This window comes from Maribellus sediminis (assembly GCF_011799805.1).
Taxonomy (GTDB): Bacteria; Bacteroidota; Bacteroidia; order Bacteroidales; family Prolixibacteraceae; genus Draconibacterium; species Draconibacterium sediminis_A.
Genome location: NZ_WXUB01000003.1, coordinates 98,657 through 119,649 on the forward strand (window position 1 = coordinate 98,657; position 20,993 = coordinate 119,649).

Genomic DNA, 20,993 nt, shown 5'->3' on the forward strand with positions numbered 1-20,993 from the left:
ATGCAGTAACCTGACAGAAAAAAATCCTCTAGCTAAAAACACCAGATCCAATTACCCGGCCTTTTTTCAACTCCAAAAAATGTGTGATACACGAAGGAACCTCTTCCTTACGGTGTGTTACATAAATAAGGGTGGTGTGGTTTCTGGTACAAACCTCATTCAAAACAGAGGTGAAGCGATTGACTTGCGACGAATCAAGTCCCTGGCACGGTTCGTCAAGAATTAAAAGATCAGGTGATTTAACCAATGCCCGCGCCAAAAGAATGATCCGTTGTTCGCCCAACGAAACATGCAAAAACGGAGCGGTGGCTAAATGCTCCATTTGCAGCAGATGAAGCCATTTTCGCGCAGTTTCAATTTCCATGTGCGAAGAGGTGGTTGTAAAGCCTACTTCATCTTTGAATCCCGACAAAACCACATCGAGGCATTTCATTGAAGAAGAGCTTACTTCGGTTGATGCCGCTGCATTGTACAAACCACGCCGGCGAATAAAATAAAGGTGCAACTCGGGCGATACAAAACCTATTTTCGCTTTAATATCCCAGATGCTTTCGCCACTTCCGCGTTTGCGGTCGAACAACATCAGGTCGTTGGAATAGCCCTGCGGATTATCTGCAGAAATAAGACTCAGTAAAGTCGTTTTACCCGCACCGTTATGTCCCTGCAAAAGCCATTTTTCACCCGGTTTTATTTCCCAGTTGATTTCCGACAAAACAGCTTCTCCACCATACATCACTTTTACAATGTTCATTTTAACTATAGAATCGTAACCCTGTTGTTCCTTTATACTGAGTTCGGGAAAGGCATTTAATTCCTCATTCTTTGAGGCATCAAATCCGCGGTGAAAGGTGTGTTGCTTTTCGTCCTGAAGCTCCAGCTCAATATGTTGGTCAGTAAATGGCGGAATAAGACCTGATTCGCTCACCAAAACCATTGTAATTCCGGCCTGCTTTTGTTTTTCAAGAATACGAAAAAAAGTTTCTCTTGCATGTACATCAAGTCCCACAAAAGGCTGATCGAAAAGCAGCAGATCGGGTTTCTGCAACAAAGCTTCAGCCAGTTGGACGCGTTTTCGCTCACCGTTACTTAAAGACAATATTTTGCGCTCAAACAGGTATTCAATTTCAAGTTCCTCCAAAACCGTGGTTATCGCTTCCTGCCCGGTTCCGGGAACTTTTTTCAGGAGAAATTCACGAACAGTCGGAACCAATTCTTCATTGGGTTTTTCGTAGCGCTGGCTGTAATAGGAAACCCGCAATCCTGATGCCGACAGAAAATCGTCCTGTTGCGGTACCAGTTTTGAAGTTATTTCTTCTGCAAATATGATTTGACCCGTAGTTGGCTTGAGCTTTTGACCGATAATATTTAGCAGCGTCGTTTTCCCGCTACCGGAAGGACCTGTGATAGTTACGCTTTCGCCTTTGGCAATTGCCACATTTAAATCCTGCAGAATAGTTTTATAATTCACTTTGTAAGCAAGGTCAACCAAAGTAACTATAGGATTTTGATAGTTCACCACTCCTTCTTTTTTAATTCTTCCACAATATCGGAAACTACCGGGCAGGTTTCACAATTTTTATGGGTAAGATTCAGAATCTGGTAAAAACGTTTGCGGTCGGTGTGCGGATATTCGCGGCAGGCACGCGGGCGGCTTTCGTAAACCATGCAATAATTATCGGGCAGCAAAAACGGACAGGGATGTTCGCGAAAAATCATGTCGCCGTCTTCGTCCACCACAATGTACTGATCCATAAACTCCGAAGGCTTCATTTTTAAATGTTTGGCCAAGCGCTCCACATCTTTATCAATCAGCCGCGGGCCAATGGTTTTACAACAGTTGGCACAATCGAGGCAATCGAAATCTGAAAAAGCCGCCACATGCAGGTCGTGAACCACATCATCCAGGTTTTTGGGCTTTTTCTTTTTCAGCTTTTTCAGAAAAGCAGTCGTTTCAGCCCGGTTTTTATCGGTCAGTATCTTTAATTGTTCCGGCGTTTTATATTCTACTCTTTTCATTTTTTAGCCTCAAGTTTAAAGCTTCAAGCCGCAAGCTTGTTTGGCTTTTATTTAATATTCGTCATTCTAATTGATGATACTTTCAAATTGTGAAACTATCACTGGTCATTGAAAAGATCCTGAAACAAGTTCAGGATGACGTTCTGGACACTGAGACTGGTAACTTTTTTCATTCATTCTTAAATCTTCAATCGTTAATCATCATTCGCTAATCACTATTTCTCTATTCAGCAGGTGACAGTTTGTTTTGTCTCGTAGTCAGCAGCCTAACACCCACTCGTCACTGCGACTGAAAACTGAACACTAACCTTTACGTTGTGTGCTAACTTCAATGGCCTCAAAAGCATCTGCCTTCCTGCGCTTCCTGAGTTGAGCCAGGAACAAACCTGAAACTACGATCAGAATACCAATAATTTGCTGAATGCCTAAACTGTCCTTCAGAATAATAACCGAAAGAATAGCCACAAAAACGGGGATCAGGTTAATAAAAGTATTCGAACGATTTACCCCCAGGCTTCGGATGGCTTGCGTAAAGAACACAAAACCAAGCGTGGAGGCAAAAACAGCCAGGAATACAATGGCACGGAACGCTTGCGGATGAAATGGCTTGCTTGTAAACTCCTGAAATTCGAGCCCCAACCACACCGGTAAAAACATCACTACTCCTATAATATTTTGCCAGGCAATTATCGAAAGTGTATTGTAGCGCCCTACCAGGTTTCGCAACACGATAGAGTACGAAATGGCGGCTAGTACAGCCATCGATTCGAGCCCAACGCCCAGTGGAGAAGCATCGAAACGAAAGGAACCATTTAAAACCACCAGTCCAACTCCGACAAAAGAAAAAAGCAGGCCTGCCACATTCATCCAGCGTACCTGTTCGCGGTAAAAAAACCATGCTGCAATGGGCGAAAACAATGGGATGGTGGCCACAATTACTGCTGCCACTGTCGATGAGATATACATTAATCCGTAGCTTTCGCCAATAAAATACAGGAAAGGCTCGAAAAACGACATCAGCACAAACAACCAGAAATCCCTCTTTGAAGGCAGCTGAAAGCGTTTCAAACTCCAGGCGATCACACTGATCAGAACCGCAGAAATAGCCAATCTGAAAATCACTACCGTAATGGGATCGTAACCCAGGTAGGCAATTTTAAACCAGATAAACGAAAAGCTCCAGAAAAAAGCAGCTCCCAAAGCTGATCCATACGCCAGAAAGTCTTTGTTCTTCATTATTAATGACTGAGGCGGCAAAATTAATCAATTAACGATAAACGCGACAGATGATCCGGTTTGAAAAAACAAAAATGCCGGAACACAATTGCCCCGGCATTTTCTTTTTACTCACCCCTCCTAAAACTTCCCAAACTTGAACGTCATTCCGAAATTGAAACCTCGCAGTACATCCTGTTCGGTATCATACAAATCGATGTCGGAAGTGAAACGATAACTGGCATATGCCGAGGTTCTGAAAAACCGTGTAAGGTTAAATTCCAGTTCCACGGCTGGTTCGAAAACAAAAAACAAATCGTGATCGTATTCATGTCCCGGGTGGTAGGGATCGATATCCCATTCCCAGCCCCAGCCGTTATTTTCGACCAATGCAATGCCACCCATTCCCACCAAAATCGGGAAGGAAACATGCACCGGTTTTGTTCCTGCAATAATCGGTTCAAGAAATATTCCGCCATAACCACCGGCAAGCATAAATCGTTCTTCGGGATTGTCTCCAACGTAGCTGTCATAATCGAGATTGTTCACAAAACCGTATCCGCCTAAACCAATGGCAAAAGAGTGATCAAAAATAAATGCTCCGCGGGCACCGGTAATCAGTGCATCGCGACCATCAATTTGTGAATATCCGATGGAGAACGCACCGTAACCTCCGTTACTTTTATTTCTTGAGAAGATGGTTTCTACCTCATCGCTTCGGTAGTCGTCTTGTGCGCCGGCGTAAAGCGCGGCCATTATAAGCACAAGAAAAATGCTTAATTGTTTCATTTTAAATATGTTTAAATGTTTTTTAAAATAGATATTTCACGGTAAAAGCAAAGTCGAATAATTCAACGTTGAACATCTCCCTGCCAAGTATATCAAAGTATGGTTTTACTTCCAGTCCCAACGAGATGGGCACTTCGTAAAACTGGTACTCGAGCCCGACCAGGCCGTCGAGACCAGCCAGCATTGCGGTTCGTTCTTCGTACCAACTGCTGTTACCTTCAACATAATGTTTTTGCCACTGTTCGTACCCGATGTGCATACCGGCACCGTAGAAAAAAATTAACTGATCGGTGAAATTGAACATGTCGTATTGGTGAAATTCCTTAAAAGCATGCAGCTGAACGCCGTTGTCGCGTGAGCCGAGCAGGAATTTATATGAATTGGCATCGTCGGTGTAAATGCGGTATTCGAATCCTGATGTAAGTCCGCCCCGGATACCTACAGCATTTTTATACAATTGCGAAAATGCGATGGCTGGGAACAAGAGGAGAATCAGTACTAAAGTCTTCTTCATGGCGAGGTACTTTGAAGTTAGTTTTTATGAATTGCATGGCCTGAGCCTGAAATGTGTGTTTCAAGCGTAGGAGTTCCGTAGTAATAAACATTACCACTTCCCGAGATACGCGCTTCGAGGTAATCGTCAACACTGACCCACATATTCCCTGATCCCGACGTAAGTGTTTTACAATCGTTCACTGCCAGATCGGCTGCATCGATATTACCCGACCCGCTGACAACCAACTCAACGTGGTCGGCACTACCTGAGATATCCAGCTGACCTGAACCTGACAACAAAACATCTCCTGAATTGGCACCGAATAAGGCTACTATCCTTCCCGATCCCGAGAGCACTGCATCAAAATGGTCAGTCTCAAAATAATCGGCAATGATCTTACCCGAACCACTTTGAATAACGCCATCCAAAACCGGAGTGGTGATGTAAACTTCCATCGGAACAATGGCTTTAACGCTGTGTAATTCGTCAATATCGATTTTAAGCGTTTCACCACTTACATACGTTTCAATGTATTGCAACAGGTTTTCGTCGGCACTAACCATAACGCTGTATTCTTCACCGTTTGTAATGTAAACGTCGAACGCGCCTAAAGATTTTACCTGGCTAAAAGCAGAAGTGGTTCTCGATTCTGTAGCCTGAATTCCATTGCCACTAACGTTGATGTCGTTGATGCAGCTGGTGGCTGTTAAGAGCAAAAAAAGTGCTCCGGTCAAAAAAGTTGTAAGTGTTTTCATGTTACTAAAATTTTCTGTTTTTGTTTAATTGTTTTCACGACCTGAGGCTGGCGACCTCATTTGGCCAACGTTTATTTGTTTTCATCTGTTTAGTATTGTTTATTTTAAACGGTGACAGATGGAACTCGCATGAAATTATTCTTTATGGCTTATTTCAAATATCTTATCATGCTTGTTTCATTTTTAGAGACAGGTGATTTTTTTGAGGGTTGCAACTTTTCTTAAAAAAAGTGAAATTTATTTCGAGCGAATGCTCAAACTGCCCGATTCTGCTGTGATGTTCAGCTTTGGAGTGGCTTCAGAAGATTTTCCAAAACTACCTTTCAATGTTACCGTTTTTTCATCATCGCTAACTTTTTCATCGGCAACCTTCAAATAATCGTCGAGCGAAAGCTGCGTTTTACTGTGGTTGATTTCGAAATTAAACAGAGACTCACGGTTAAAATACAAACTGATATCGGTGGATTTCGACTGGAGAATGACGCCCCCAAAATCGGCAGCAATATTGTCAATTTCCACATCGCCGTATTCCGACTTTAGGTTTATCCGGTCGGTAAGTTCGTTTATTCTGAAATTGGAGAAGCTTCCCTGTGCATCTATTAAATCAACTTGCTGTATCCGGAATTTGTCGCGACGCGAATCGGCATTTAGTTCCCCGATTTCCTGTAAATCGAACTCGGTGGATTTACTGATTATCCGAACAGATTCTGCTTTTTTCAGGTAAAGTTCACTAAAATTACAGTCGAGCCTCCCCTTTTTAACAGAGTTGATGGTGGCATCGGCAAAATTTAGTGTTAGGTCGAGATTTTCAGTAAAATCGTTGGCTTTCAGATTTCCGTTCGAGAGGTTGATCCACACCTCTCCCATGTAATCACCAATAAAAATATCACCAAATTTGTTCTCAACTTTCAGGCGGTTGGTTTTCGGAACCCAAACTGTGTAATCCACCTGGATATTCCCATCGGAACTCAGCAGGGTTTCTTTAAACTTCTGGAACTCTTTCGACAGTCCTCCTTTGTTTTTTTCCACCTCGGTTTTTATAATCAGGTAATGTCCGCTGCTGGTCACATCAAATTCAATGTTACGCATCGATTCTTCGAGCTTCGACAGTTTTTTCTCTTCCACCCTGATACTGATCTCGAACACCGCAGAATCTTTATCCCAGGTATTAATGTCTATTTTCCCGTACTTATTGGCAATTTCAATCTGGGTTTCGGGCGACACGGCAAACTCCTTTACCAGCTCGCGTGTATCGCTGAACTGAGCCTTCGACCAAAACGGCAGCAGGCCAAGTACCAAAATGAAAAATCCTGTCAAAATATAACGTTTCATGGAATACTCCTTTCTTAACAATTAATTTGTTCCAACACGTCGTCGCAAAGTTTTAAGCGGTAACGGTTGTTTTCAATCATGGCCTCAATAACACTTTTATTCGATATGTTTTCTCCCAGATCGTCTTTCAATACTTTATACATATCTTCCAGTTCGTTCAGGTCGGTTTCAATTTCGTCCTTCAATTCGGGATAGGTGTAATAACACTTTTGAATTTCCTTCAGCTTTTTATTCACCTGATGCGAGTAATAGGTTTCTGTTTCCATCAGTTCAACCAGCTCGGGATCGGCATTTCGGGCCAGTTTATTCGACGATAAAATACCGGATTGCCACACCAGAACCGAACTAATAAGTGCAACAACAAGAACTGCTGCCACGCGCATAAAATAGCTTCTTAACGGCACAACTTTCTTTTGCGGGGTATTTTTTGCAATCTTCTCCCAGAGTTCCGGCGACGGTTCTCTAAAATCGAACTCATCGCGATTGGCGCTCACAAATTCCTCTAACCTGTCTTTTTTCATCGTTATCCGATTTTAATTGTATCCATTATCCTTCTGTAATTCCTTTTAATAAATCGGCCACCTTTCGTTTTGCCCGCATGTACTGGCTTTTCGAGGTCGACTCGGTAATTCCCATAATCTGGGCAATTTCTCCATGGTCGTAACCTTCGAGCAGGTAAAGCGAAAGCACCATCCGGCTTCCTTCCGGAAGTTGTTCAATGGCCCGGGTAACCAATTGAACCGTATAAACCGGCTCCGCTTCCTCTTCTTCCGAAACAGCATCGGAATAAATTTCCTCGCAATACGTCAAATCAACTTTACGTTTGTTTATGGCATTGATACAGGTGTTCACAACAATTCGTTTTAACCACGATCCGAAACTGGATTCGTACCGGAATGAGTCGAGTTTCATAAAGGCCTGCGTAAATGCTTCCTGCAACATATCCTCGGCTTCTTCACGGTTGTTCATCATGCGATAACTTACGTTGTACATAGCCTTTGCATACAGTTGATACAACTGGTAACGGGCACTTTCGTTTCCCTTCTTACATGCCTCAATTATTTTTTTATGTATGTGCTCTACGTTTCCCAATTGTGCAACTTTCAATTTTAATGACAAGAAAAAGATACAGGGGTTGCATGAAATTTACACAATTGGTATTTATTTTTTAGAAGATATTACTCGAACACTAAAAATGAATTTTGTTTTTTCTTAAATTTAAGTTGATGAACAAATAAAATATTTATATTTGCACCCGCAAAACAAATGGTGGATGTAGTTCAGTTGGTTAGAACGCTGGATTGTGGTTCCAGAGGTCGCCGGTTCAAGTCCGGTCTTCCACCCAAAGCTTCGGAGAAATCCGGAGCTTTTTTTATGTGTGTTATTCAACCAGATTTTGTTACCACTCGCCACTTTTATCCAAACAATTTTTTATAGGGAGTTAGAATTCCCACACTTTCTTTCCGCCTGAGAACATCAATTTTGTTTTACACAAAAATGAAGCACGAGGAAGGCATTTCCGAGCTCAAGGCTGCCTCAAATTTATAGATCATTTATTTTTAACTTTTTTTAACATCTATATAAAACACCTTTATTTTCAAGTCTTACACGAGTTAAAATAACTTTTTGTTTATTTTTATACTATTTTGCTTAAACATTTTAAGCAGAGATTCTGTTAGAGTAGGTGTAACAATTAAAAATTAAAAGACATGAAGACTCTAAATCTTAAAAAGAAATTGAACTTACGAATTTTTGCATTCCTAACACTTTTTGCTGTTGCAGCCATGACAATAAGCTGTGAAAAACCGAGTGATGATTTTGAACCCATCTCAACCGAAGATGCTGAATTGAAAGCCGGAAAAGCCGTAAAGAAGGGTGATTTAAGTATTGCCGAGATTGCCCTGGCAGATGATGGAGAATTTGACGAACTGGTTGCTGCATTATTATATGTTGACGATTCGCTGGGTACTGGCCTGGTAGATATGTTTTTGAACGGCACTGATCAATACACCGTATTTGCACCGACCGATGCCGCTTTTGAAGCTTTGTATGGTGCACTGGGAGTTACTGCAATAACTGATCTGGATGCCGGCTTGGTTTTAAATGTACTTCTGTATCACGTAACTGATGGTCGCCGCGCTGCGAACAGCGTTGTTCCGAAAAACAGTCCAAGAAACATTGAAACTTTACTTGAAGGTGCTTCATTTAAAGTAGACAATGCCGGAATGATTTGGGCTGTTGGTAATACTGCCAATTTCGTAACAGATGAAGAAGGTAACCTAATGGTTAACATTTCGGCATCCAACGGAATAATCCATGTGATTGACGCCGTAATACTACCGATTGAGGTTTAATAGAGATAACGCCATGAATACATCGAAGGGCAGCACGTACAGTGTTGCTCTTTTTATTTAAGAATACCCCTTGTGAAACGCGCAATACAAGTTCCAAAATCAAGTCGCCCCTAAAATCTTGTTAATGTTTATTCAAAATCCTTAAATACAAAGCTTCGTTCGTAGGCATTCGCCTATATTTTTCCTATTTTTCGCAAGGTTTTGAAACAGAGAAAATGACGAATTTATCACGCAGAAAATTTTTGATGACCACCTCGGCAGGGATTGCCGGAGCAACTATTGTTCCATCCAATGTAATTGCCGGACTCGGCCATAAGGCACCCAGTGACAAACTAAACATTGCAGGGATCGGTGTTGGCGGAAAAGGCTTCACCAACCTAAAATTCATGGAAACTGAAAACATCGTTGCGCTTTGCGATGTGGATTGGGAATACGCAGGCAGGAATGCTTTCCCGCGTTGGCACCGGGCCACACAATACAAAGATTTCCGGGTGATGTTCGAACAGGAAAAAGATATTGATGCAGTAATGATCGCCACTCCGGATCATACGCACGCACTTCCTGCTTTGATGGCCATGCGTGAAGGGAAGCATGTTTTTCTTCAAAAACCGCTTACCCATTCTGTGTACGAATCAAGAATCCTGGCCGAAACCGCTGAACGTTACGGCGTAGCAACGCAAATGGGTAACCAGGGAAATTCTGCTGAAGGAATCCGTCAAATCTGCGAATGGATTTGGGCAGGTAGCATTGGTGAAATCACGCATGTTGACACCTGGACCAACCGCCCCATCTGGCCACAGGGATTAAGCCGTCCTGAAAAAAGCAAACGTGTACCCAAAGATCTGGACTGGGATCTGTTTATCGGCCCCGCTCCTTTCCGCGATTATAATCCGATTTATCACCCCTGGAACTGGCGTGGCTGGTGGGATTTTGGTACCGGAGCTCTAGGCGATATGGGCTGCCATATTCTCGACCCGGTATTTAAAGCGCTCAACCTGCAATACCCGACAAGTGTTGAAGCCAGTTCAACTGCATTTAATAACGATTCGGCGCCGAATGCCGAGTTTGTCCGTTACGAGTTTCCACGCCGTGATAATCTGCCAAAAGTGGGAATGCCAGAGGTTAGCGTGCATTGGTACGACGGTGGATTTATGCCACCTCGTCCCGACGAACTAAAAGACGACGAACAAATGGGTGACGATGGCGGTGGCTGTATTTTTTACGGAACACGCGGGAAAATTATGTGTGGAACTTATGCCGCCAATCCTACCTTGCTGCCAACGTCGGAAATGGCGCATTTCGATCAACCTAAAATGTCGATTCGAAGAATTGCGGATGCAATGGAAGGTGGCCACGAACAAGACTGGATAAGAGCCTGCAAAGAAGACAAAAGCCACCGTGTGGAAGCCTCTTCTAACTTTAGTTATGCCGGACCTCTGAATGAAATGGTGGTAATGGGTGTGCTGGCCGTTCGCTTGCAAAGCCTGCAGCGCAAGCTGGAATGGGACGGACCAAATATGCGTTTCAAAAACATATCATCTTCGGATAAACTGCGTATTCTTACACGCGATAATTTTGAAGTTGTGAATGGCGATCCGCGTTTCAACAAGGATTATGCAACACTTCCGGCACTGGAAATGGCCGAAGAATGGATTCGACACAATTATAGAAAAGGCTGGGAACAGATATAATTTAATTCGACTTATGACATAAAAGAAAAGGGTAGCATCTTGTAAATGCTACCCTTCTTTATTTGGTTTATATTTCTTCTAAATTAGATTTGCTTCAGCCAGCAGGACTTCCATTTCCTGCTGAACTTTTTTGGCTGCGGCTTTTGCCTGGTCTGCAAAGTCAACATCCGACGAAGCATAAATAATGCCGCGCGATGAGTTTACCAATAATCCACATTTGCTGTTCAAACCGTTGTGCGCCACTTCCTGCAAACTGCCACCTTGTGCACCAACACCCGGAACCAAAAGGAAATGGTTCGGAACGATTTCGCGAATCTCTTTTAGCTTTTCGGCTTTTGTTGCACCAACCACGTACATCAGGTTTTCTTCGGTTCCCCATTTTTGCGAGGTCTTCAATACTGTTTCAAACAGCTTTTCGCCGTTCTCTTTATTTTCGATAAACTGAAAATCGTACGCTCCCTGGTTTGATGTCAAAGCCAACAGGATCACCCATTTTTCAGGGTAAGTCATAAACGGCTTCACTGAATCCTCACCCATGTACGGCGCTACTGTAACCGCATCGTATTTCTGCTTGCCAAAAAATGCGCGGGCGTATAAATTCGAAGTATTCCCGATATCGCCACGCTTGGCATCGGCAATAATAAAAATATTCGGGTATTTCGATTTTACATACGAAACCGTTTTTTCGAGGCTCACTATTCCTGCCGATCCCTGGCTCTCGTAAAAGGCAAGATTCGGTTTGTAAGCAACGGTAAACTCTGCTGTAGCATCAATAATTTCCTTGTTGAAAGAAAACATCGGATCAGAAGTATCGAGTAAATGCTGCGGTATTTTTTGGATATCGGTGTCCAGCCCAACACAAAGAAAACTGCGTTTCTTTTGTATCTGTTCAAAAAGTTGTTGTTGATTCATGTCTCTTAGTCGGAAGCTTGAAGATCGGAGTCACAAGACTTCCATTATTATTAGATTTCTGCTTCTTTCAGTTTTTCTGCGTTCTCTTCGAACATCAGTTTTTCGATGATCTCTTCGATCTCGCCACCGATGATCGCCTGCAGGTTGTACAGTGTAAGGTTGATACGGTGATCGGTAACACGTCCCTGCGGCCAGTTGTAAGTACGGATCTTTGCCGAACGGTCGCCGGTAGAAACCATGGTTTTACGTTTCGACGAAATTTCATCGATGTATTTCTGGTATTCCATATTGTACAAACGCGTACGCAGCTCGGCCATCGCTTTATCCAGGTTTTTCAGTTTCGATTTCTGATCCTGACAAGTCACCACAATTCCGGTTGGAAGGTGGGTCAAACGAATGGCCGAATAAGTGGTGTTCACCGACTGTCCACCCGGTCCCGACGAACAGTACTCATCGCGACGAATATCTTCGGTCCTGAGTTCCACATCGAATTCATCGGCTTCGGGCAAAACAGCCACAGTGGCCGCCGAAGTATGCACACGCCCCTGTGTTTCGGTTTGCGGAACACGCTGTACACGGTGCACACCCGATTCGTATTTCATGATGCCGTAAACGCCTTCTCCGGTAATGTTGGCTACAATTTCCTTGAAGCCACCGGCAGTTCCTTCGTTGGCATTGGTTACCTCGAGCCGCCATCCTTTTTTCTCGCAGAATTTTGAGTACATGCGGAAAAGATCGCCCGCGAAAATACTGGCTTCGTCGCCACCTGTTCCGGCACGAATCTCAAGAATCGCGTTCTTGGCATCTTCCGGATCGGCAGGTACCAGCAACATTTTTACTTCTTTTTCAACCCGAGGCAGCTTTTCTTCCGACTCTTCAATTTCGTCGCGTGCCATTTCACGCATTTCTTCATCGCTTTCTTCTGCCAGCATTTCTTTCCCGGTCAGGATATTATCCACCAGGTTTTTATACTCCTGAAATTTTGCCACCAGCTTTTGCAGCTGTTTATATTCCTGATTCAGCTTCACATAACGCTGCATATCAGCAATCACTTCAGGATCGGTAATCTGCTGTTCCACCTCTTCGTAGCGGTGTTTTATCGATTCAAATTTTTCCAGTAACGGGTATTGTGCCATCTCTTTTTTCCTTACAATCAATATTCAAAAGTACCTTTCTCCGATGTTATGGTAAGCTTCTTACCATCGAAAGGTTCCACTCTCCCAACAATTTGTGCATCAATGTTAAACGACTCTGAAATCTTCATGATCTCTTCGGCCACATCGGCGCCACAATATATCTCAAAACGGTGCCCCATGTTGAACACCTTATACATCTCTTTCCAATCGGTTCCCGACTGTTCCTGTATCATGCTGAACAACGGAGGAACCGGAAACATGTTGTCTTTTATCACGTGTACATCATCGACAAAATGCAGCACTTTGGTTTGTGCACCACCCGAACAGTGTATCATTCCCGAAATCTGGTCACGATACTTGTCGAGGATTTTTTTGATCACCGGCGCATAAGTCCGCGTTGGCGACAACACCAGTTTTCCGGCATCAATATCCAGACCTTCAATCGCATCGGTCAGTTTTTTCTGTCCGGAATACACCAGTTCAGCAGGCACTTCAGGATCAAAACTTTCAGGATATTTTTCGGCGAGGTATTTCGCGAAAACATCGTGACGGGCTGAAGTCAATCCATTGCTTCCCATGCCACCGTTGTACGCATCTTCATATGTAGCTTTACCCGATGATGAAAGCCCTACGATTACATCGCCGGCTTTTATCCGGTCCGCCGAAACCACATCCTCCCGTTTCATGCGGCAGGTAACGGTTGAATCAACAATGATGGTACGAACCAGGTCGCCAACATCGGCAGTTTCACCACCTGTTGAATAAATGCTGATCCCCATTTCGCGCAGCGTGGCCAGCAACTCTTCAGTTCCGTTGATAATAGCGGCAATAACTTCGCCCGGGATGTTGTTTTTGTTTCTTCCAATGGTGGATGAAACCAAAATATTATCAGTTGCACCCACACAAAGCAGATCGTCAACATTCATAATCAGTGCATCCTGTGCAATGCCTTTCCAAACCGAGAGGTCTCCGGTTTCTTTCCAATACATGTAGGCCAGCGACGATTTTGTTCCAGCTCCATCGGCATGCATAATGTTGCACCAATCAGCATCGCCACCCAAAATATCGGGCACGATTTTACAAAATGCTTTCGGGAACAAACCCTTATCCACATTTTTGATGGCTGCATGAACATCTTCTTTCGAGGCCGAAACTCCCCTGGCACTATATCTCGATTCGGTTACCATTTACTTTGCGATTTTTGTGGCTACAAAATTAACAAATTCTGCCGACCTGTAATAAAAAAAGGAAAGCCTCCGCAAAAGCTTTCCTTTCCATTAATATGGTTATAACTAAGCGTATAAAAAGCGCTTGATTTTCTTTGTTGGTGTACGTTCGAAAGGCATCGGCTGAAGAACAACCTGGCTGATGCGTGAGAATTTATTCACTTCCTGGTTTACTTTCTTGTGAATCTCATTCAGAATCTCTTCCGATTTTAAAGCGATAAACTGTTTAGCTTCCAATTTCAGGTGCTGAAATTGCTCTTCAATCTCTTCCCTGTTTAAATGAATCATGGCCACTAGTTTGCCCTTTTTCTCCACCACCAGCGACTCCAGCACAAAACGCATCTTGTTGATCACTGATTCGATTTCTTCAGGATAAATGTTTTCTCCGCTGGCTCCAACAATCATCGTTTTAATACGACCTTTAATGTGCAGTCGTCCGTTTTTGTCAAACACCCCACGGTCGCCGGTTCGGAACCAGCCATCCTCGGTAAAAACTTCAGCTGTAATATCCGGAGCTTTATAATAACCCTGCATTACATTTTCTCCTTTGGCCTGTATTTCTCCCTCACCGGTTTTTGGATCGGGATCGGCAATACGCAGCGAAACACCTTCCATGGCAATACCGGTTGATCCGATGGTCCTGGTTTTACCAACGGCGCCGGCTAAAAGCGGTGCAGTTTCTGTAAGTCCGTAACCAATGGCATACGGGAAACCACCTTCGTATAAGAAGCGTTCCACTGTACTATCGAGTTTTGAACCCCCAATGCCAAAAAAATGAATTTTACCGCCAAAAGTCTTCAGCAGTTTTTTTGCGGCCACTTTATGCAACACAATTCGCGTAGGTTTAAACGTGCTCAGAAAACGCATTAAAGCATTTTTCTGAAACGTCGGCAGTACTTTCGAGCGATAAACTTTTTCAATGATCAAAGGCACCGACAACATCACGGTTGGTTTTACCTTCTGAAATGCAGGCATTAAAACAGAAGCTACCGGCGGTTTGCGCAGGTAATGAACCGATGCTCCGTACATTATCGCAAGCAAGAAACCAACTGTGTTTTCGAGTGTGTGCGACAACGGCAGTATGGACAAAAATCGGTCATTAGAATCAATCTTTTGTAAGGTTCTGCTCTGACGCGCTGTCCAGGTCAGGTTTTTGTGTGATAGCATCACTCCTTTTGGATTACCTGTTGTTCCTGATGTATAAATAATCGATGCCAGATCATCTTCCTCAACCTCAGCCGGACTGTATTTCTCAACTTTCACCGGTAAAGAAGTCTCCAGTATTTTCAGATGATCTGCCGGAGTAGCTTGTGGAATAATGGCATAATTTTCCATCAAAACCATCCCTTTCAGCAGTTGGCTGGTTTCTTCGCCAAGGCTGTGGTACAAACCTTCCGAAACAAATAAGATCTTCGATTCAGAATGTTCGATAATGGTATGAATCTCACGGCTATGAAAATCGGGCAGAATTGGAACTGCCACGGCCCCAACCATCGAAATAGCAAAAAACACCTTACCCCAATTGGGCATATTGGTGCTTAATATTGCTACCTTATCGCCCTTTGAAACTCCCAGTTCCAAAAGCATTTCAGCCAACAATTCAACCTCTTCACCCATTTCGCGGTAAGTGTAATTCTTCTCACCGGCAAAAACGATCGAGGTTTTATCTTTATAAGTTTTTACCGAATGTTGAAACATCGCCGGCAAAGTCAATTTCTCTGTATAAGTCATAAATATTCCTAACTGTCTGTTTCGTAAAAGCCGTTTATATAGCAATTTACGTTCCCTAACTGCGTGCAAAAATAGTAAAAAACTAATGTTTGCTACGGTGACATAAGTCTCACTGAATTAACACCTTCTCAAATATGCTGATATTCTGCTACTTACAAAACAAGGATTAAATTATTAACGTTTTTTATGCTTTTTGGATGAAGAATATTTACCAAATTTCGAATTATGAATACAAATTTTCGACAAAAACAGCTACTGAAAGCCACAGAGGATTACATAAAAGCTTATTTTGAAAACGAAGGATCGGGACACGACTGGTGGCACATTTACAGGGTGAAAAAAGTGGCTTTACAAATAGCTAAAACCGAAGGAGGTGATATTTTTCACATCGAACTGGCTGCTTTGCTCCACGATCTTGACGACTGGAAGTTAAATGGCGGAAGCAAAGTTTCGAAGACATTCGAGTGGCTGAGCAAAATGGACGTCTCTGAACAGGATATTGAAAAAGTATTGGAAATCATTCACGAGGTTTCATACAAAGGAGCCGGTGTTCCAACTCCGGCGAGTTCACTGGAAGCAAAAATTGTGCAGGATGCCGACCGGCTAGATGCCATTGGAGCGATAGGCATTGCAAGAACTTTCGCCTATGGTGGCAACAAAAACAGATTGATTTACAATCCGGCTGTTCAGCCGGAAAACCACGATAGTTTCGAGGCTTACAAAAAAACAAATGCGCCCACCATTAATCATTTTTACGAAAAGCTATTGCTGCTGAAAGACCGGATGAATACCCAAACGGCGAAAGAACTTGCTGAAAAACGCCATCAATTCATGGAAGATTTTCTGGAACAATTCTTTAACGAATGGGAAGCTAATTTTTAATTCGGTCGCTGTGGCTTTTCAATAAAACGTTTCGTATTTTTAAAAGAACAAAAAAACAGAAGCCATGCGAATTGAACATCTTGGTATTTGGACTTATAACCTCGAGGGTCTCCGAAATTTTTACACGCACTATTTCGATGCGTCATCATCAGAAATATACTATAACCACAGCAAAGAATTTCGTTCGTATTTTCTCACATTTAATGGAGACTGCCGAATAGAACTGATGGAAATGCCCAACATTCCAAAATCGAAAAATGACCCGATAAAACAACATTCCGGATTGATTCATTTTGCCATACAGGTTGGTTCAATAACAAAGGTTCGTGAACTTACTGAAGAATTGCGCAAAGATGGTTTCCGGATTATCAGCGAACCAAGAATTACAGGTGACGGTTATTACGAAAGTGTGATTTTGGATCCTGAAGGAAACCGGGTTGAAATTATGGCTTAATTTTTTTCATAAACATTTTTGCCCCTACCTACATTTATTTTAAGGCTGCGAAGTTGAATCAACAGGGCATTCCCACAGCAATACAGTTCGGTTTTTATTGGCCCAGAAATCGGCGCGATCAGTATACTCCCAATCCACGGGTTCACCATCATAATGATAAATCTCGCAATCGATACACGACCAGTAATTGCAATACACGTGGTAAAAAAATTCTTCCTTGTAAGTATATCTTCTGATGTTGCAGCCCACACATCCCGAGTCTTCGAGCTCGGCAATCCGGGCCTCGAGCCAAACTGGAATAACAACCGGATCGGGCTCGCGGTCTTCGCAAGCAATAAAAGCTAGAAGCAGTAAAACGATAAAATAGAATTTGCGCATCCTCAAATTTAATCATCCTCTTTCTGGAAAACAATAGTTTAAAACTGATTAAGCGAACGCCCTTATTGAGAACCTTCCTAAAAATCATCTTTTGCGTTTCCAAATAACTTGAAGTTGTAAGTAACCGTGAAAATGGGTTGCCCGAAAATCGACATTTTATAACCTTTCACCTGTTCATTCTCGGTGCGGAAAAAGATGGAGTATGGATTTTTCCGACCGAAAACATTGTACACCGCAAAGGTCCAGGAACTGTGATTAAGCTTCTTTCGCAGCAGGTTCCCGTTAATGTTTGCCGCCACGTCAAGCCGGATATAATCATCCATGCGCACTGCATTTCTGTCGGAATAATACACGCGCATGGCATCGTTAAAATAATAATAGGCTACCGGTGCCGTATAAGGCCTTCCGGTGTTGTATAAAAAGTTGGCCGACAGATTAAATCGCCTGGAATATTTGTAATTAAACACCAGTTTAAAGTTGTGTGGCATATCGTAGTTTGCCGGAAAATATTCGCCGTTATTCACCCGCTCCTCTTCAAATTCGCTGTCGATTTTGTGTAAAATACGCGAATAGGTGTAGTTTATCCAGCCGGTGTACTTGCCCTTTTTTTTCTGTAACATCAACTCAATTCCGTAGGCTTTTCCTTTTCCGTTGATTACATCAGTTTCCAGGTGATCGCTCATAACAAGCTGAGCACCACCTTTGTAATCCAGAATATTATCCAGCTTCTTATAATAGGTCTCAATCGAAGCTTCGATGGTATTCTGCCGCATATTATGGTAAAAGCCTATCGAAAATTGATCGCCGCGTTGTGGTTTCAGGTACGAATCACTGAGTTTCCACACATCGGTTGGCGACATGGCCATTGTATTCGACATCAGGTGAATGTACTGATACATACGGTTTGCACCGATCTTTAATGAATTATCGAGCCCCAATTTGATATTAGCCGAGAACCGTATTTCGGGAGCAGAATAAAACTGAACAACTTCATTTTTACTGAAATGGGTCGTATCAATTATCGACGCCTCGTTTCGCGGGATGCCAGCCAGATAATTAACCTGTGTTTTGGGGCCGAAGTTGGCATAAAAGTTATACCTGAATCCGGCTGCCAGCGAGATCCTTCCGTTTAAATCAAATTCATCGCCAATATATAAAGCCGACTCCAGTGCCTGTTCCTTTTCAATCGCTTTCTCAGTGATCAGCGAAGTGCTGCCGACCGGCCACTGGTTTCCGGGATACAGATCATACCAGGTTGAATTCAATCCAAAATCGATTTTGTGATTGTTGGCAGTATGATAGGTAAAATCGGCTTTAAACGTTTTCTGCAGAATTTTGTATTGCACATTATTCAGCTGGGTGCTGTCGGTTCTCGATTTCATGGTGTAATCGTAATTGCTCACAACACCCGTAAAAGTGGAAAACAAGCGTGGACTGAAAATGTGTTTCCATCGGAAAGTTGAGGCAAACGATTGGTATTCGAATGCGTCTTCAGCATAATAATCGAAGGCATCATGGCTCAGGTAACCTGACAGGTACAAACTGTTATTCGGGTTAATATCGAACGAAACATTTCCCTGCACATCATAGAAACCGGCCGAGCTATTTTTGAGCTTTTCATCGTCAAGCAGGCCCAGAATCCAGTTCGAATATGTTGACCGCGCCCCAATAATAAACGAGCTTTTGTCTTTAACGATCGGTCCTTCTAAATTCAATCGGCCCGAAACGGGACTGATCCCACCACCGAATTCCGTCTTTTTGCGATTACCGTCTTTTAAAGTAATATCCATAACCGACGAAACCCGACCACCATATTTGGCCGGAATACCACTTTTATACAAGGTGATGTCTTTTACGAGTTCAGAATTAAAGCCTGAGAAAAAACCAAAAAAGTGTGAGGTATTCAAAATCGACGCATCGTTCAAAAGAATAAGGTTTTGGTCGACGCTACCACCTCGTACGTTGAAGCCACTTGACGCTTCGCCCACCGACTGTACTCCCGGAAGCAGTAAGGAACTTTTTATAATGTCTGCTTCTCCAAATCCCATCGGTAGCTGCTTCAATGTTTTCATCGAAATTTTCTCCACTCCCATGCGAACAGTTTTCACATTATTTTCCTCTTTGGCTATTACAATAACTTCGTTTAGTGCCTCGGGTTTGTACTCGAGCTCCACGTTCAGTTTACCATCGGAATGAATTATAATGTTTCGCTGCACCGTGCGCATACCGATCTGACGATACTCTACTTTATATTGACCTTTGGGAATGGTTATGGTGTAATAGCCGTAAGCATTGCATGCGGTTCCCAGTTTCAGCTCTTCAATGTAAACGGTGGCTCCTACAAGGGGTTCGCCTGAGTCAGCATCCTTAATCGTTCCCTGCAGAGTGGCCGTTTTTGAGCGCGGATTAACCGAAGGACTACCAATGGTGTATACTTTGAATTCGCTGTCCTGGGGATTTTCTTCCTTCGATCTGGGCAAACCGTAAACGGTATCAGCAGGAGCAACTTGTTTGTTATCCAGGTAGTCGATATAAGCCGCTGCAAAATCGGTTTTAAGCTTGTAGTCTTTTGTAAAAACGATTCTTTTCCCTTCCAAAATTGCAAAGGACAGGTTCTGAGGTTGGCACAATTTATCCAGAACCTCGTTTAATGAAGCTGCATTCACATTCATAGTAAATAGCAGGCTGTCAACCCACTCAGGATTGTAATAAAAATGATAACCCGTTTGTTTTTCAAGCCCGTAAATAATGTTTTCAAAAGATTCGTTGCTGACGTTCAGCGTGATCTTTTCGTTTTGAGCCACAGATTGTATCAGAGCAACTAAAACCAGTATAGCGATTAATACAATCTTCTTCATCAGGTACAAAATTATTCGGTAATTAAGTTTACAGCTTCAAGTAATTGGGTGGCCGACAGGTCTTCGAACCGGGCATGAAACGATCGAAGCTTTTTGGAAATAGCCTTTTTATTTTCGGGAAACTGATTTAAGAATTTTCGTTTTGAATTGAGGTCGTAATATTTTCCTTTTAACAAAAGTGTTTTCTTTCGCACATAATCGTACCTGAAAATGCCTTGAATAACAGCCTCCTCACCTTCGTTGTTCCCCTGAATAGCCTCGTGGTGCACAAAAATCGCTTTATCCCCCGACTTAATGGTTTCATAAAATCCGTTGGCTAATACATCTTGCTCAATCTCAGAAAAATTAACCTTTACAAAAGTAAATTCCGTCTCGCGGCGTAATTGTAAGGGCGATTTACTTTCGGGTTTCGCCACCACTTTAAAAGAGTCGATTACTTCATTATTCAGACAAATAAAATTGGATGCGGGAAAAATATCGGTTAAACAGACCAGCTCATCCTTGTAAATATCGTACATGAGCGTGGCCGAATACGATTCGCCATTGGAATAAATAATGCCGTCCATTCCGAGGGTTGCATTAAACAAGGGACTGGTTTCTAATCCGTAATGATATAACTCATAAGTCTTTCCGTATAAATATCCGTAATCCCGCGGTAATTCATGCTTATACGCTTCAAGCGCCTTCTTTTCATCCAAAGCATAAGCAGGCGATTTTTGTGCATAAAGTGTAGTAACGCACCCAAGCAAAAAGTGGATTAAAATTAAA

The 20,993-nt window shown here is 42.8% G+C and carries 20 protein-coding genes and 1 tRNA gene; 5 read left to right on the forward strand and 16 right to left on the reverse strand.

The annotated features are described in order from the left end of the window. Positions 1 to 28: 28 nt before the first annotated feature. From HFD85_RS12300 to HFD85_RS12340, 9 genes are all read right to left on the reverse strand, one after another. Positions 29 to 1,516, reverse strand: coding sequence for an ATP-binding cassette domain-containing protein (locus HFD85_RS12300; RefSeq protein WP_167609977.1), 1,488 nt, complete (start codon positions 1,514 to 1,516; stop codon positions 29 to 31). Next, positions 1,513 to 2,016 carry a YkgJ family cysteine cluster protein gene (locus HFD85_RS12305; RefSeq protein WP_167609980.1) on the reverse strand — a complete coding sequence of 168 codons (504 nt, stop codon included), beginning with the start codon at positions 2,014 to 2,016 and terminating at the stop codon, positions 1,513 to 1,515. The genes HFD85_RS12300 and HFD85_RS12305 overlap by 4 nt, the downstream gene beginning before the upstream one ends. A gap of 303 nt (positions 2,017 to 2,319) precedes the next feature. Continuing rightward, positions 2,320 to 3,252, reverse strand: coding sequence for a DMT family transporter (locus tag HFD85_RS12310; RefSeq protein WP_167609983.1), 933 nt, complete (start codon positions 3,250 to 3,252; stop codon positions 2,320 to 2,322). 120 nt (positions 3,253 to 3,372) lie between these two features. Then, on the reverse strand, positions 3,373 to 4,020 hold the full coding sequence (locus HFD85_RS12315) for a hypothetical protein (protein WP_167609985.1): 648 nt from the start codon (positions 4,018 to 4,020) through the stop codon (positions 3,373 to 3,375). 22 nt (positions 4,021 to 4,042) lie between these two features. Continuing rightward, on the reverse strand, positions 4,043 to 4,534 hold the full coding sequence (locus HFD85_RS12320; protein ID WP_167609988.1) for a hypothetical protein: 492 nt from the start codon (positions 4,532 to 4,534) through the stop codon (positions 4,043 to 4,045). A gap of 17 nt (positions 4,535 to 4,551) precedes the next feature. Further along, positions 4,552 to 5,271: a head GIN domain-containing protein gene (locus HFD85_RS12325; RefSeq protein WP_167609990.1), complete on the reverse strand. Its 720-nt coding sequence runs from the start codon at positions 5,269 to 5,271 to the stop codon at positions 4,552 to 4,554. Between the two features lie 237 nt (positions 5,272 to 5,508). Continuing rightward, positions 5,509 to 6,603, reverse strand: a complete 1,095-nt coding sequence (locus HFD85_RS12330; RefSeq protein ID WP_167609994.1) for a DUF4097 family beta strand repeat-containing protein — start codon at positions 6,601 to 6,603, stop codon at positions 5,509 to 5,511. Between the two features lie 14 nt (positions 6,604 to 6,617). Further along, positions 6,618 to 7,124, reverse strand: coding sequence for a hypothetical protein (locus HFD85_RS12335; protein WP_167609997.1), 507 nt, complete (start codon positions 7,122 to 7,124; stop codon positions 6,618 to 6,620). Positions 7,125 to 7,149: 25 nt separating this feature from the next. Further along, a complete protein-coding gene (locus HFD85_RS12340) occupies positions 7,150 to 7,695 on the reverse strand; it encodes an RNA polymerase sigma factor (RefSeq protein WP_167610000.1) in 546 nt (181 codons plus the stop codon). Positions 7,696 to 7,871: 176 nt separating this feature from the next. Between HFD85_RS12340 and HFD85_RS12345 the strand changes: the two genes are divergently transcribed. From HFD85_RS12345 to HFD85_RS12355, 3 genes are all read left to right on the forward strand, one after another. Next, positions 7,872 to 7,947 (forward strand) — tRNA-His (locus tag HFD85_RS12345). 365 nt (positions 7,948 to 8,312) lie between these two features. Then, positions 8,313 to 8,957, forward strand: coding sequence for a fasciclin domain-containing protein (locus tag HFD85_RS12350; protein ID WP_167610003.1), 645 nt, complete (start codon positions 8,313 to 8,315; stop codon positions 8,955 to 8,957). A gap of 215 nt (positions 8,958 to 9,172) precedes the next feature. Next, a complete protein-coding gene (locus HFD85_RS12355) occupies positions 9,173 to 10,648 on the forward strand; it encodes a Gfo/Idh/MocA family protein (RefSeq protein WP_167610006.1) in 1,476 nt (491 codons plus the stop codon). Between the two features lie 78 nt (positions 10,649 to 10,726). On the opposite strand, the gene pyrF is transcribed toward HFD85_RS12355, so the two are convergent. From pyrF to HFD85_RS12375, 4 genes are all read right to left on the reverse strand, one after another. Continuing rightward, positions 10,727 to 11,560, reverse strand: coding sequence for an orotidine-5'-phosphate decarboxylase (gene pyrF / locus HFD85_RS12360; protein ID WP_167610009.1), 834 nt, complete (start codon positions 11,558 to 11,560; stop codon positions 10,727 to 10,729). Positions 11,561 to 11,610: 50 nt separating this feature from the next. Beyond that, positions 11,611 to 12,696, reverse strand: coding sequence for a peptide chain release factor 1 (gene prfA, locus HFD85_RS12365; RefSeq protein WP_167610012.1), 1,086 nt, complete (start codon positions 12,694 to 12,696; stop codon positions 11,611 to 11,613). 17 nt (positions 12,697 to 12,713) lie between these two features. Further along, on the reverse strand, positions 12,714 to 13,883 hold the full coding sequence (locus tag HFD85_RS12370; RefSeq protein ID WP_167610015.1) for an AIR synthase related protein: 1,170 nt from the start codon (positions 13,881 to 13,883) through the stop codon (positions 12,714 to 12,716). Positions 13,884 to 13,988: 105 nt separating this feature from the next. After that, positions 13,989 to 15,620, reverse strand: coding sequence for an AMP-binding protein (locus tag HFD85_RS12375; RefSeq protein ID WP_206081966.1), 1,632 nt, complete (start codon positions 15,618 to 15,620; stop codon positions 13,989 to 13,991). Positions 15,621 to 15,878: 258 nt separating this feature from the next. Here HFD85_RS12375 and HFD85_RS12380 point away from each other — a divergent pair, with 258 nt between their 5' ends. Continuing rightward, positions 15,879 to 16,535 carry an HD domain-containing protein gene (locus HFD85_RS12380; protein ID WP_167610022.1) on the forward strand — a complete coding sequence of 219 codons (657 nt, stop codon included), beginning with the start codon at positions 15,879 to 15,881 and terminating at the stop codon, positions 16,533 to 16,535. Between the two features lie 64 nt (positions 16,536 to 16,599). After that, positions 16,600 to 16,989: a VOC family protein gene (locus tag HFD85_RS12385; RefSeq protein WP_167610025.1), complete on the forward strand. Its 390-nt coding sequence runs from the start codon at positions 16,600 to 16,602 to the stop codon at positions 16,987 to 16,989. Positions 16,990 to 17,028: 39 nt separating this feature from the next. Here HFD85_RS12385 and HFD85_RS12390 read toward each other — a convergent pair whose 3' ends face one another. From HFD85_RS12390 to HFD85_RS12400, 3 genes are all read right to left on the reverse strand, one after another. After that, the gene (locus tag HFD85_RS12390) at positions 17,029 to 17,367 is read right to left on the reverse strand and encodes a hypothetical protein (protein ID WP_167610028.1); all 339 of its coding nucleotides are present in this window, start codon (positions 17,365 to 17,367) and stop codon (positions 17,029 to 17,031) included. A 77-nt stretch (positions 17,368 to 17,444) separates the two neighbouring features. Continuing rightward, positions 17,445 to 20,225 (reverse strand): TonB-dependent receptor, encoded by a 2,781-nt coding sequence (locus HFD85_RS12395; RefSeq protein WP_167610031.1) that lies wholly within the window; start codon positions 20,223 to 20,225, stop codon positions 17,445 to 17,447. Positions 20,226 to 20,236: 11 nt separating this feature from the next. Beyond that, positions 20,237 to 20,974: a hypothetical protein gene (locus HFD85_RS12400; protein ID WP_167610034.1), complete on the reverse strand. Its 738-nt coding sequence runs from the start codon at positions 20,972 to 20,974 to the stop codon at positions 20,237 to 20,239. Positions 20,975 to 20,993 lie beyond the last annotated feature (19 nt).

Coding starts and splice junctions, on each gene's coding strand:
- HFD85_RS12350 (WP_167610003.1), top strand. CDS start 8,313: ATGAAGACTCTAAATCTTAAAAAGAAATTGAACTTACGAATTTTTGCA.
- HFD85_RS12335 (WP_167609997.1), bottom strand. CDS start 7,124: ATGAAAAAAGACAGGTTAGAGGAATTTGTGAGCGCCAATCGCGATGAG.
- HFD85_RS12315 (WP_167609985.1), bottom strand. CDS start 4,020: ATGAAACAATTAAGCATTTTTCTTGTGCTTATAATGGCCGCGCTTTAC.
- HFD85_RS12385 (WP_167610025.1), top strand. CDS start 16,600: ATGCGAATTGAACATCTTGGTATTTGGACTTATAACCTCGAGGGTCTC.
- HFD85_RS12375 (WP_206081966.1), bottom strand. CDS start 15,620: ATGTTTCAACATTCGGTAAAAACTTATAAAGATAAAACCTCGATCGTT.
- HFD85_RS12390 (WP_167610028.1), bottom strand. CDS start 17,367: ATGCGCAAATTCTATTTTATCGTTTTACTGCTTCTAGCTTTTATTGCT.
- HFD85_RS12305 (WP_167609980.1), bottom strand. CDS start 2,016: ATGAAAAGAGTAGAATATAAAACGCCGGAACAATTAAAGATACTGACC.
- pyrF (WP_167610009.1), bottom strand. CDS start 11,560: ATGAATCAACAACAACTTTTTGAACAGATACAAAAGAAACGCAGTTTT.
- HFD85_RS12395 (WP_167610031.1), bottom strand. CDS start 20,225: ATGAAGAAGATTGTATTAATCGCTATACTGGTTTTAGTTGCTCTGATA.
- HFD85_RS12380 (WP_167610022.1), top strand. CDS start 15,879: ATGAATACAAATTTTCGACAAAAACAGCTACTGAAAGCCACAGAGGAT.
- HFD85_RS12325 (WP_167609990.1), bottom strand. CDS start 5,271: ATGAAAACACTTACAACTTTTTTGACCGGAGCACTTTTTTTGCTCTTA.
- HFD85_RS12310 (WP_167609983.1), bottom strand. CDS start 3,252: ATGAAGAACAAAGACTTTCTGGCGTATGGATCAGCTTTGGGAGCTGCT.
- prfA (WP_167610012.1), bottom strand. CDS start 12,696: ATGGCACAATACCCGTTACTGGAAAAATTTGAATCGATAAAACACCGC.
- HFD85_RS12330 (WP_167609994.1), bottom strand. CDS start 6,603: ATGAAACGTTATATTTTGACAGGATTTTTCATTTTGGTACTTGGCCTG.
- HFD85_RS12320 (WP_167609988.1), bottom strand. CDS start 4,534: ATGAAGAAGACTTTAGTACTGATTCTCCTCTTGTTCCCAGCCATCGCA.
- HFD85_RS12355 (WP_167610006.1), top strand. CDS start 9,173: ATGACGAATTTATCACGCAGAAAATTTTTGATGACCACCTCGGCAGGG.
- HFD85_RS12370 (WP_167610015.1), bottom strand. CDS start 13,883: ATGGTAACCGAATCGAGATATAGTGCCAGGGGAGTTTCGGCCTCGAAA.